Here is a 12,766-nt window from a genome sequence, read left to right as displayed (position 1 = left end):
ATGGATACTAAAGCAATTGAAATGCATATAAAAGGCATTCTTGAAGCTCTCGGCGAGGATCCTGAGCGTGAGGGACTTCGTGAAACTCCTCAGCGCGTTGCGAGAATGATGGAGGAGGTCTTTGAGGGCATAGCATACTCAAACCACGATATAGCGCAGATGTTCGGCAAGACCTTTGAAGCTGCCGACGACAGCACGGCAGTAGTTATGAAGGATATAACAGTTTTCAGCTACTGCGAGCATCACATGGCTCTTATGTACGATATGACTGTGGACGTGGCTTATATCCCCAGGGGAAGAGTCCTCGGTCTCAGCAAGATAGCAAGGATATGCGATATGGCTGCAAAGCGCCTGCAGCTTCAGGAAAGACTGGGAAGCGATATCGCCGAGATAATCTCGGAAGCCTCAGGCTCTCCCGATGTGGGAGTTGTGATAAAGGGCTGCCACAGCTGCATGACCGCACGGGGCATACGCAACGCTTCCGCAAAGACGGTCACAAAGACATGGCGGGGTGAGTTCAGGAACGACCCTGAGCTCAGGAAACTGCTTGACTGATAAGGAGAATACTATGAAAGCACTGGTTTTATTCAGCGGCGGTGTTGACAGTACCACCTGTCTCGGTATCGCTGTTAAGGAGTACGGCGCGGAGGAAGTCCTTGCGCTGTCTGTATATTACGGTCAGAAGCACAGCAGGGAGCTTGAGGCTGCGGAAAAGATAGCCGCTCATTACGGTGTGCAGCTGAAAAAGCTTGATCTTGCCCTTATATTTGCGGATTCCGACTGCTCTCTCCTTGCGGGCTCAGATAAGGAGATACCTATGGAGTCATATTCGGAGCAGCTCAGGGAAACGGGCGGAGCTCCCGTATCGACCTATGTTCCGTTCAGGAACGGTCTTTTCCTGTCATCGGCTGCGAGTATCGCTCTTTCTCACGGCTGTGAGGTGATATACTACGGAGCCCACAGCGACGACGCGGCAGGCAATGCCTATCCCGATTGCAGCAGCGATTTCAACGATGCTATAAACCGTGCGATATACCTCGGAAGCGGCTGTCAGCTGAGAGTTGAGGCGCCCTTTATCGGACTTACTAAGGCTCAGGTAGTGAAAAAGGGACTTGAACTCAACGTGCCCTACGAGCTCACATGGAGCTGCTATGAGGGCGGCAGCAGACCCTGCGGAAAGTGCGGCACCTGTATCGACAGAGCTGCTGCTTTCGCGGCTAACGGAGTGGAAGACCCTGCCCTTGCGAAAGGAGTATAATATGACAGGAAGAAACGAAAACGAAAAGGGGAGCATATCTCTCCTCGGCAATAACAGGACCTCTTATTCATCGGACTATGATCCCTCGGTGCTGGAGACCTTTCCCAACAAGCACCCGGACAACGATTATTTTGTAAAGTTCAACTGTCCGGAGTTTACAAGTCTTTGTCCTATCACGGGGCAGCCGGACTTTGCGACCATATATATATCCTACATACCTGCTGAGAAAATGGTGGAGAGCAAGTCGCTGAAGCTGTACCTTTTCAGCTTCCGCAATCACGGGGATTTCCACGAGGACTGCGTGAATATAATCATGAAGGACCTCATAAAGCTCATGGAGCCGAAATATATCGAAGTATGGGGAAAATTCCTGCCCCGCGGCGGAATTTCCATAGACCCCTACTGCAATTACGGGCTGCCCGGTACAAAATGGGAACAGCTTGCCTGGGACAGACTTGCAAATCACGATATGTACCCGGAGACAGTAAACAACAGATAAAAGCTCATAAGCGCGTATCACATACTGTGGTATGCGCTTTTTATTTTATGTATAAATATTTCGCTATTACAATAAATGTTTTAGCACAGTATTTGAGATTGACAAATTGACTATAATGTGTTATACTATAATAGCAAATTATATGTTGATTCAACAACGATAAAAAGAATTTTATTGGCAAAAGATATATATGTGCCTTTAATTCGTTAATATATATGGTTTGGACCATACTTGCCACTGTATAGTTTTTAGGATGGGAAGTGAGAAAATGGATTTTCATATTGCATTGGAAAGATTCCTTGAAAAACTGAACAGCATGAATAAAATAGACTTTTCAAAGGTCCGTGCTGAGCTTGGTGAAATATGCGGAATGTTCCGTATAACAAAGATCGCTACAAAAACATATCAGAACGTCAAATGTGAAGAGCTTGGCAAAGGCGATATACTTATATCCTATGACAACGGTGAAAAGGGAAGAGTCGGCTTGTCAGAGCGTATAGTCACAGATCTGATGAGTGTTATCGTTTGCGAGGTCTATATCAGAGAGGACGCGGAGCCGTGGAATAAAGAGGAAGAAAGAAATGTCAGCTTTTTCCTGAATACTGTCAGTGTGTATGTCAGCAGGAGCAGGATACAGGACGCCGCTTGCAGATTTGCTTTCTTCGACGATGACGGATACCATAATTTCCGCTATCTCATACGATATATACAGAAGTCTGCGCAGGAAGGCACTATTGCCGGAAAAGCCGCAATTCATTTCAATCTCAAGCATTTTGCGCTTGTAAATCAGCAGATAGGCAGAAATCTCGGAAGTATGGTAATGCACAGCTTTTTCAATTCCATTGCTGAGATGATAAACGGCAAAGGTGAGATATGCCGCGTGGGCGGTGATAATTTTGCTCTTGTCTGCGAGCGGGAATGCCTGAATAATGTACTTGGCTATCTGAGCGGGGCGGCTGTTGTATATGATGTACGTTCAGGCGACAGGATAATGGTATCCGCTTCAGTTGGCGTGTTCCTTATCCCTGATGACTTCGTTATGGACGATATCGGAGATATCCTCGATAAGATAATATCGGCTTCAAGTGCGGCAAAGGTAAGCGACAAGCAGAATATAGTATTTTTCAGTGATGAGATGGTCGCTGAAAAAGACAAGGTCATGCGTATACAGCATCTTTTCCCGGAGGCTGTGCTGAATGAAGAATATCATGTTTTTTATCAGCCTAAGGTGAATATAAATACAGGGGAGATAGTAGGAGCCGAGGCTCTCTGCCGCTGGTTCAGGGAAGGAAAGATAATCCCTCCTCTGGAGTTTATACCTATACTTGAGCACGGACTGGAGATATGCAAGCTGGATTTTTATATGCTTGACCATGTCTGCAAGGATATAAAACGCTGGCTCAATGAGGGCAGGAATGTGGTGAGAATATCGGTAAATCTCTCCCGTAAACACATGGTCGATATGGATCTGCTTGAACATATCCTTGAGATCGTTGACAGCAATAATGTACCTCACGAGTATATCGAGATAGAGCTTACGGAAACTACTACGGACGTTGAGTTCCGCGACCTGAAGCGCGTCGTAAGCGGTCTGCAGAACGCAGGGATATGCACCTCTGTTGATGATTTCGGAATGGGTTATTCTTCACTGAACCTTATAAAAGAGATCCCATGGGACGTCATGAAGGTAGACAAGAATTTTATTCCTGAGCACGAAGACGGTGAGGAAAGCGCAAGGGATATCATGTTCCATTACGTTGTGGGAATGGCAAGGGCTATGGGACTTGAATGTATTGCCGAGGGAGTAGAAACTCAGGCACAGGTAAAGGCGCTGCGCAGGAACAAATGCGATCTTGCACAGGGGTTCCTGTTCGACAAGCCGCTGCCTGTTGAGGAGTTCGAGGAACGTCTCCGCAAAGGCAGATACGATGTTGAATAACATAAAAACTCGTCTGTTCAGTACAGACGAGTTTTTGTTTATACGCACATATCTTCAAGTATTTCCGCAGCGTCGGTGACGCAGCCCCTGCATGAGCGAAGCGGTTCACCGGTAAGAGCGCCTTTCAGCTCACGGCATACAGCCGAACGGTTCATTTCGATGAAACGGTTTTCAAAATCGCTTATGAGCTCAGGTGCTTTGTCGGGATATTTCTTTGAAAGAATATACTCGGCAGCAAGTACGGCTCCGCATTTTATCATTTTTCCTCCTGCGAACGGAGCTGCAATGCTTTTTGCTTCATCAGCGCTGATACCTATCTCGTCGGCAAATGCGCACATTACCGCGGCTGAACAGCTGTAGAAATGCTTGTGATTCTCAATTGCCTTATTTGCTTTTTCTGCCATTTTTATACCTCCTCAAGCAGTACAAATCCGCCTTTTTTAAGATCATTTTCAGTAATGAAGCTGTCTGAAAGACTGACGTGTTTTTCAATGCCGTTTTCGTCCCTGAGAGCGACTATGCACATAAGTTCCTCATTATCGGGGATACCCTCGCAGCCGTAGTCCTCTTCAAAGATGTTTATTATCTCATATTTCATTGCGTTTCCTCCATTAGCTTTTTAAGAAGCCCTTTGCAGCCGTTTTCTATATCGGTGTATGCAGCAGCGAAGTTGCGGCTGTACCAAGGGTCGGAAACATCTCTGCCGCTGCCTGCGAATGTCATCAGCTTGTATATCCTGCCGTCCTTGTCGCTGCTGAAGATACGGTTCATGTTGCGTATGTTTGCGGTGTCCATGCCTATGAAGTAATCATACCGGTCGTAGTCCGACTTTCTGAGCTGTACCGCAGTTTTTCCGGAACATCCGATACCGTGTTTTGCAAGCTCCGAACGTGCAGGGGGATAGACGGGATTGCCAAGTTCCTCTGTGCTTGTAGCGCTTGAAGCAATTAAGAATCTGTCGCTCAGACCTGCGTCTGCAACGAGCTTTTTCATTATGAATTCTGCCATAGGCGAACGGCATATATTGCCGTGGCAAACAAACATGATTTTATACATCTTCTCAAATCTCCTTAAATGTTTGATAATCTTCGTAAAATAGCCTAAAAGCTCGTTTTGACACAACATGAATAAAAATGAATATTTTCTTATAATTCTGCATATTTTTTCGTATTTTCTCATGTTTTTCATTGCAAGCGTGGAAAAACTGTGGAAAAAAGTTCGACCATATATTGGGCTACACCAGTGTTTTTTGTGAATTTTTACTACGATAAAATGGTAAAATGAATGTTTAATGCTAAACGATACCGTATAAGCGCTTCATCTCTTTCTCCGCATCTTCATACTGGACATGAGTATACGTATTCAATGTAACGGTTATGTCTGCATGTCCCATTATGTACTGAAGCATCTTGGGGTTCATACCGTTCTTAGCCATGTTAGTGCAGAAGGTATGCCTGCAGATATGCGGAGTGATAGCAGGCAGCGGTAGACGGCCGATGTCGTTGTTATACTTCTCCCTGATGCGCTGCATATACTTTTCCCAGTGCTGTGCCACAGTCGGCTTTGAATTCTTGTCCAGAAACAGAAATCCTACGCGGCCTCCTATAACTGGCTCTGTTCTGACTCTTTTGCGCCTGTTGATTATTCTTCTGAAGCAATCAGCGACTTCAACGGTCATAGGTATGTACCTGATGCCCTTCTCCGTTTTGGGAGCCTGAAGGATATACTTCATATTACTGGCTCGTATGAGCTGGTGGTCTACCTTGATACGATTCTTCTCAAAATCAATATCGGATACAGTCAGCCCACAGAATTCGGAAATACGCAGTCCAGTGTTAAACAGGATGAAAATTGCTTCATAGTATTTGCTATAGATCTTATCCTGCTTAATAAATTCAAGATAGTCGGCCTGCTGTTTTTCTGTTATAGCCTCTCTAGTGACGCTGTCGTTGATGATCACTGTTGACAGAGGAAACTGAAATGGATTCTTTCGTATCAGATCATCATCCTCAGCCATTTGAAACGCTGGCCTTAGAACGCCTCTGATGGTATGTATCGAGCTGTATCCTTTACCGTCCTCACGCTGTAACTTTATCAGCCATGCCTTGGCATCAGATATCCGGACAGTATCGATCCTCCTGCTTCCGAAGGGATCGTTCCTGATGATGTTGAGCACGGTCTTGTAACCTGTCTCAGTGTTGATTCTGACACCTGTTTTGAGGGAGATGTATTTTTCTGCTAAGGAAAGAACGGTGTACTCTCCGCCGTTTGAGAGAATGTGATTATACTTATCTTTTTCGATTTGCCTCTCCATTTCCCTTAACGACGGACCTTTGCGTTTATTAGCCGGAGTAGGATCAGCATCATCCAAACGCCAGCTGGTTACTTCCTTACGTTTCCCTGAATTATCAATATAGGCGAAACGGTATTTGAGGTCAGAACGTTGGCTTTCTCCGTCTCTCAGGATACGGCCTTTGTGGTCTCTTCTCTTCTCGCTCATGATAAACTGCTCCTTTCTGAAAAGAGACCCGAACTTGCAGGTTAATTATAACACAAGTACGGGTCTATTTCAATAGCTTAAATAACTATAACGCTGTTGCCTGATCTAAGAATCTTTCAAATTTGATTCTTTTGAACAGCACTCTGTTGCCGTTCATTATTATAAAATCAGCGTCAGGATTTTCTTCTGCAATTCTTCGAAGTTTGGATTCTCCGATATGATAATATTCAGCAGCTTCATTTACAGTTAAAGCATATCTTTCCCATACGGGGATCATTATTTCTTTCATAGTTTGTAATCCGTCCTTTCCATTTTCATTCCAGTTCCGAAGTACACTTATTAAGCACTTAAAGTTTTTTACAGCGCAATTAGGTCGCTAAGCTCCATACCCGTAACGTAGAGTAGATTATCAACTTTGCCGAGTGTGACATTTTCTGCCGACTTGTCATACTCGTGAAGTGTGTGAATTCCGACCTGCAGGTACGCTGCAAGCTCTTCATCGGGTATGTCACATAGGCTCTGCCAGTAGCGTACCTTGCATCAGATACACTTGTACAATGCGCTCCTTTCATTCTTTTTTGCCAATCATCTCACCTCCTCTTTGATATGATAATTCTTTGCTACATTCATTTTTTATGATGTTGAAAACCCACCTTAAATAAAAACCTTAAATAAATTTATACAAACCACGTCATTAAATTCTTTTAAACTTTGAAAGTATTTTTTGACTTTGGTCATCCTAACCTAGGATTATATGTATATAATTTTTGGAGGTCATTTTTGAAAAGATTACCGTACCAGCTGTTGCATATCGCTGCGTAGGATAACGCAGAAGCCGTCTCTGAGCTGTTGCGGGATATAACTACCTTATACGAGTTGGAAGCCGCTGTGAGCCATTCTGAAACGTCTGAGAGCGTTCTGATGTCAGAGGCGAATACAGCATCGTCGTGACTGATATTATTGCGTTCCAGTAAAAATGAAAATTCAGCATTATCAGGACACGAAGCATTGCAGAAAGATTTTCGGCAATAAGGTTTGAACGGACAGTCTATCGTATTATAAGTCGGCTGTCCCCCTAACGCATTGCGATATCTGACGAGATAGGGATTCCGTGTCTTAAAGAAATCAACTCTGGCGTTCACACACTGCCTTGCCAGCTCCACAGGCTCACCACATTTATGTTTGGTATAAAACTCAGCAGGTGCGAATAAAGTTAAGTATGGCTGTAAGCTGCCTCTCAACGGGTACTTATGTTCTACGCCCTTATCTCTTTCGAGCAGGTACCGCCTGATGATGTATTCTTTGATAAACTCAGCTGTCTTGGGAAGCTTTTTTGCATCAGGCAGTGTATCCCAGACATTCAGCGTATCATGCAGTTCCCCGTCTATCTCTATATGCCTGTAGAAACTTATCTCTTCACCGCCTACTATACGGGTAAGCTGATAGAAATGAGGATACTGTAAGATATTGTCTCTCAGCATTTTCTTCGTGTATCCTTTTATCGGCAGTATAAGACCTAAATCCTCATCATAATCGATACCATCAATAGGTTCATACATGACAGCGTGTCTCGTGCGTATAAGATGATTTGGGTATAGCTTCAATAAGTCCTTATCTGTCATCATTGACACATCTGTTGTGCAGGATATATCATTCTGCTTTTCAGGAATTATCGGCAAAGAGCTATGCATATAGAAATGCTCTGAGCCGATTATTTCATTAAGCCAGTATTTCTGGACATCGTATCTCGGATACTGCGGCGCTCTTAGGTATAAGTCTTCTTTTGGAGTTTCCGACGGAGTAGCAGAAGGAGACTTTACCGGGAGCGGAGCAGAAACTGTATCTGATACAGCAGGTGCCGCTTCATCAATATCCCATTCTGTTTTATTCCATGTAATTAATAGTTGCTCACAATGATATCTGCTCAGAATTTGTTCGATCTCGTCACTGTCTATAAACATAGGAGCAGTTTGACTTATCATATCGTCTTGCTTATAGTCTATTGTTATACTTTCATTTTGCAGTATAAGACAGGTAACAGTATTCATTAACTTTAAGACATTTCTTTGCCATTGACGACTGAGCTTAAAATGAGCTGTGACATATTCTATGATTTTCGTATGCTCCGCTCGCATACGCTGTTTATATTTTGCAGGATATTTTAATTCATCTGCAATATCGCTAAAATACATAAGTTATCACCTCAGCTTAAATAATTTAATAGTTTATCATGGTTTATTGGATACGAACAACTGTCATACACATCAGGATTGATTCTCTCTGCAAGGTCATCGAAATAGTCATAGTTAAAAAGTTCATCGAAATTTATAGTTTCATTTTGTGTACGTTTAGCGTTTCTTAATTTATCTGTTATCAGCCAGCATATGTACATGACAGTTGGAGTGATCTGCACATCACGTTCAATCTCAAACTTATGCAGACATTTAGGCAGCGATTCGTGTAACGTGACTTGTTCGTCTACCCCGATCTTTGAAATCCATTCCTGCATTTCTTTTACAAATGACTTTGCATTGTATGGGCTTTTGCTGTACTCAGTCGCATACTTTAAGATAATAATAGTTGTGAATTGCTCCATTTGCTCTATGCCATACGTGTAAAACCCTATTTGAGGGGACTGTTTTCTGAAGCGGTGGTACACATATGAATTGAGCAGTCTAAGTAAATCCTTGATACATCGGAATTCTTTTGTATCTTTTTCGGCAGCTTTATGGGCTTCAAAAATACGGTTTCCGAACGACTTGACAAACTGACTCCTGTACGAAGCAGTTTCAGTTTCCATCGTGGTAGTGCTCTCTTGCTCAGATGTATTTGTGATTTCTTCATGAATAATAGTGCGTTTCACAGTTGATTTTTCCGACTGCCGCTCGGAATGTTCTATACGCTGCTTTGAGATATCTACAAGAACGCTTTCAATTTTGTCAAGTCTGGCATTCGTACTCTTTGTCTCAACTGACGGGGCACAAGCTTCTACGCCCAAAGCAGAGTAAATCTTATTAATATTTGAGATGAAGAAGGAAATTTAAAGTTTAATGGAGGTATATTATTAAAGAACAGTTTGCTAAACTGTGAGTAATCGGAATACTCCGATGTCTGAGTTCAAGTTTCAGTACGACCGCCAGCGGGGAGTGCCCGTAGCCAGATTCGTGCCTCAGTAAAACTGGGGCGCGAATTTGTTTTCCACGCATGAAGCAGTATCTGAATTGTAACACATACACAAAGAGAAAGCTCCGTCTGAGGATAATTCAGGCGGAGCTGTTTTCAGTTGTTGCGAATATTGCAACAGCTCAACTATCGCAAATTTTGCGATAGTTGGTGATACTGTGTTTGATAAAAATATTCAGTTTCGCAGTGCAGTTATCGGTACGACAAAAACGCCGTCTTCACGTTGGTATGCTGCATTTGATAGTCCGCATATAACACACAAAAGCTTTGGTGGACGTCCGTTGTCGGCTTCTATGCTGCGGCTTATTTCAATAAGATTGTTCGCTGCTTCATCAATTTGATTTGCGCCGAGTTTTATTTCAAAGGCGTACCACTCGCCGTCGGGAGCTTCAAGAACGGTGTCGATCTCTTTATCCTTATAATCCTGATAATGAAATGCGTTCAGACCATTTGCCTCGGCATATATACGGAGATCACGTTCGCAGAGCGCTTCAAACATGAAACCTGCTGTCTCAAGATCACCGATAAGTCTCTCGGCATTTGCCCCGAGCAATGCACAAGCAAGCGACGGATCTGCAAAGTGGCGCTTTTCCGACTGTTTGAGCCTTACCGATGAACGGATATTAGAAGAAAATGGGGGAAGATTATCAGTTATAAAAAGTCTTTTGAAGATATCAAGATACTCAGTTACTGTATCAATATTGATGTCGTCATCGTCGATTTCTTTAATATCTTTTTTAAAGGTTTTGTTTGTGACTGTTGTGCTTTCATTTCTTGCAAGAGAACGAAGCAGCAGCCTAAGTTTTCTGCTGTCGCGTTTGATTCCGTCGAGTCTGAAGATATCATCTTCAACAACTGCATCAATATACTGTGTCGGCAGAAGATGTGCCTGTGATTCAGGAGTATCAAGATTGCCAGGCCAGCCGCCGCGAACGATCAGCTGCATAAGCTTTCTCAGGTCAACTTCTCCCGTCATACGCGGAGTAAATTTTCCGTCTATCATATCTTTCAGTGAGACCAAGCCCGATGAGTCCTTTGATTCGTAAAGTGACATCGGCCTCATTCGGAGCCTTGCTATCCTGCCTGCACCGCTGTGCATTATTCCTTTGTGGTTTGGTGTAGCGGAGCCTGTTAGAATGAATTGTCCTTTTGATGAACGCTTGTCTACTTCAAATCTTACTGCGTCCCATAGTGGAGGAACTTCCTGCCATTCGTCGATAAGTCTTGGAACCTCTCCCTCCAGTACGATACTCGGAGACATTTCAGCAAGCTTGCGATTCTGAAAATTGTTAGCAGGATCACCTATCAGTATCTCACTGTTGGAGTGGTAAGCCGAGCTGCAAGTCTTTCCGCACCATTTTGCACCTTCTATGCAAAGTGCTCCGAAAGCGGAAAGGTACTCATCTATTATTTTGTCGATCAGTCGCGGCATATATTTTTCGTTTTTCATTACAGCACCTCCGTTTGGTATTATTATATCACAACCCGTGAGATTTTGCAAGTACAATCCGAAAGATTTTCAAAATACAATCCGAGAGATTTCTATAATTCAATCCGACACATTTTGACAAAAATACTTTGACAAAGCTATATTATTATGATATTAAAACGGTCAAAGTATTCGATTAAGAATATATGAAGAAATAGTTTTTCATGCGTATGTTTAAACTACTATATACATAATTTGTTTGATTGCTACTTTCAGAACTAACAGGCCGTCAAGAGAAAAAGTCAATCATAAACCTACAGCAGACGATTTCCTAATATTTTCCTAATAAAGTTACTATATTATTTTTTCATGATTATCGGCGGCTGGTTGAATTTTGCTGATTATATGCGGATTAAACAGTATTATATAATACTACGTAATTCCCAATAATAATCAACACATTGCCCTCATAACCCGAAGGTCGCTATGCGAGCGCATAGCAGTGCGTGTGCCTCAGGGCTTGAAATTTCAAGAAATCCGCGCAAAGAATCTTTATTTATCATATTTAACAGCAACAGCTCCCAACTCGGGAGCTGTTGTTGTCGTATCGTTATACTACCTTTCAGTCGTGTGCATTTCATGTGCATTTCACCTGTTTTTTGCGCACACGGAACTTCAAAAATTCATTTGAAACTGTTTTCTGTAGGTAACAGAAAAGCGGACAGAGAGGGATTCGAATATTTGTAACGCACTGTTTTTGCCTATTTATAGCCTTTTATAATTTCCGTGTGGAATAAATGAGTGGAATGCGTTTATCACTAATGAAATAGTATTCTTCTAATTGAATTCAATTTCAACAACTTTATCAATAATACAATTGGACTTCGGCAAACACTTTCTATCATCGCCTCAGAGAATATGAGGGAAAAATGTAAATAAGAATTAGACAGGGTTAACCAGCTATATTTCTTTCAATAGGTTGTTTGTTTCACGGTATAAGTATCGTGCCTGACAGATTTGAAAATATGTCTGTCAGACTATTTTCACCGTCCATACCGTTAGCCTGTACTGTTGAAAATATCGAATACAATATATCATAACAGCTTTTCAAACAAAAAAATCCGCCCATATAATTGATTATACAGGCGAATAATTTGTTTTTATTCTTTTTTCAGATATGTTTATGACTTGATCTTGCTGCCGCCCCATTCAACAACCGTAAAACCCTTTCTTTCAAAGGTCTCAAGCTGCTGAGGCTGAATGTCTACTGCATCTTCAAGAGGAACATATGTCATGAAGATGCGTAGCAGGCTGTCAGGTGTGGGAGTGATGTTCAGTTTTGCGGAATCAGTATAGGCATCCCCTTGGAAAGATATGAGATTATACTTGTTATGCTCCATAAGAGGCAGCCAGTATACGATGAATTCGTTCATCTCCTCTTCGGTAAGTCCCATATAGGTGAGTTTTTCTCTGAGAAAACTCTCAGTATCACAGCCTGCAACACAGAAGCCATTGGAGAAGTCAAACCTTGTACGACAGTTTACTGCGTCCCAGAAGAGATATTTATGATGTGTACCGTCAGCCTTGTTCGTCAGCGAACCGTCGGGAGAAGCTGTTACGTCCCAGCCATTATTATACTTAGGGTAAGTTGTTGACAGTTCTGCTTCTGTCAGTTCAAGCTCCACATGAACATCGGTCTCCTCTTCGGGATAGAGGTAGATAACAGGCTTAGCCGCAACAGCATCATAATGGATAGTTGCCGTATTATCGTCTTTTTTATGTGTTCTAATCCAGCCATACCTTCCTTTATATGAAGTAAACAGCCAATCGTTGTTATCCTTATTGTATCCATTCTCATAAAGTCGTGTCTGCGCAGGGACAGTATTTATAACTTCATAGCTTTCATCAGGACCAAGACGAAGTTCAAGTCCGTTTTCAACAACAATTAGCGGCGTACC

13 protein-coding genes are annotated in these 12,766 nt (G+C 42.7%); 4 read left to right on the top strand and 9 right to left on the bottom strand.

Translation table 11 applies throughout. The features are described 5' to 3' along the window. The 4 genes from folE (at position 1) to QZZ36_RS10255 (ending at position 3,696) form a co-directional block, all read left to right on the top strand. Positions 1-555, top strand: coding sequence for a GTP cyclohydrolase I (gene folE, locus QZZ36_RS10270; protein ID WP_295081096.1), 555 nt, complete (start codon positions 1-3; stop codon positions 553-555). Positions 556-568: 13 nt separating this feature from the next. Continuing rightward, complete coding sequence (gene queC, locus QZZ36_RS10265) at positions 569-1,258, top strand: 7-cyano-7-deazaguanine synthase QueC (protein ID WP_295081093.1); 690 nt, start codon at positions 569-571, stop codon at positions 1,256-1,258. A 1-nt stretch (position 1,259) separates the two neighbouring features. Next, the gene (gene queF, locus QZZ36_RS10260) at positions 1,260-1,757 is read left to right on the top strand and encodes a preQ(1) synthase (protein WP_295081090.1); all 498 of its coding nucleotides are present in this window, start codon (positions 1,260-1,262) and stop codon (positions 1,755-1,757) included. A 268-nt stretch (positions 1,758-2,025) separates the two neighbouring features. After that, on the top strand, positions 2,026-3,696 hold the full coding sequence (locus QZZ36_RS10255; RefSeq protein ID WP_295081087.1) for a bifunctional diguanylate cyclase/phosphodiesterase: 1,671 nt from the start codon (positions 2,026-2,028) through the stop codon (positions 3,694-3,696). Positions 3,697-3,734: 38 nt separating this feature from the next. Here QZZ36_RS10255 and QZZ36_RS10250 read toward each other — a convergent pair whose 3' ends face one another. The 9 genes from QZZ36_RS10250 to QZZ36_RS10210 form a co-directional block, all read right to left on the bottom strand. Then, complete coding sequence (locus tag QZZ36_RS10250; protein WP_295081083.1) at positions 3,735-4,100, bottom strand: C-GCAxxG-C-C family protein; 366 nt, start codon at positions 4,098-4,100, stop codon at positions 3,735-3,737. A gap of 2 nt (positions 4,101-4,102) precedes the next feature. Next, a complete protein-coding gene (locus QZZ36_RS10245; protein ID WP_295081080.1) occupies positions 4,103-4,294 on the bottom strand; it encodes a hypothetical protein in 192 nt (63 codons plus the stop codon). After that, positions 4,291-4,752 carry a low molecular weight protein-tyrosine-phosphatase gene (locus tag QZZ36_RS10240; RefSeq protein ID WP_295081077.1) on the bottom strand — a complete coding sequence of 154 codons (462 nt, stop codon included), beginning with the start codon at positions 4,750-4,752 and terminating at the stop codon, positions 4,291-4,293. The genes QZZ36_RS10245 and QZZ36_RS10240 overlap by 4 nt, the downstream gene beginning before the upstream one ends. A gap of 238 nt (positions 4,753-4,990) precedes the next feature. Further along, positions 4,991-6,196: a site-specific integrase gene (locus tag QZZ36_RS10235; RefSeq protein WP_295081074.1), complete on the bottom strand. Its 1,206-nt coding sequence runs from the start codon at positions 6,194-6,196 to the stop codon at positions 4,991-4,993. Positions 6,197-6,281: 85 nt separating this feature from the next. Then, entirely contained in the window at positions 6,282-6,485 is a 204-nt protein-coding gene (locus QZZ36_RS10230) for an excisionase (RefSeq protein ID WP_295081071.1), read from the bottom strand. Positions 6,486-6,930: 445 nt separating this feature from the next. Beyond that, the gene (locus QZZ36_RS10225; protein ID WP_295081068.1) at positions 6,931-8,178 is read right to left on the bottom strand and encodes a hypothetical protein; all 1,248 of its coding nucleotides are present in this window, start codon (positions 8,176-8,178) and stop codon (positions 6,931-6,933) included. 221 nt (positions 8,179-8,399) lie between these two features. Further along, positions 8,400-9,194: a hypothetical protein gene (locus tag QZZ36_RS10220; protein ID WP_295081064.1), complete on the bottom strand. Its 795-nt coding sequence runs from the start codon at positions 9,192-9,194 to the stop codon at positions 8,400-8,402. A gap of 360 nt (positions 9,195-9,554) precedes the next feature. After that, a complete protein-coding gene (locus QZZ36_RS10215; protein ID WP_295081061.1) occupies positions 9,555-10,829 on the bottom strand; it encodes a DUF4143 domain-containing protein in 1,275 nt (424 codons plus the stop codon). A 1,160-nt stretch (positions 10,830-11,989) separates the two neighbouring features. Beyond that, a partial coding sequence (locus QZZ36_RS10210) for an SH3 domain-containing protein (RefSeq protein ID WP_295081057.1) occupies positions 11,990-12,766 on the bottom strand: 777 nt, incomplete at its 5' end.

Source organism: Ruminococcus sp., from assembly GCF_016287535.1.
Taxonomy (GTDB): domain Bacteria; phylum Bacillota; class Clostridia; order Oscillospirales; family Ruminococcaceae; genus Ruminococcus.
The sequence above is the reverse complement of the archived record's forward strand: the minus strand, read 5'-3'. Positions and strand labels throughout refer to the sequence as shown.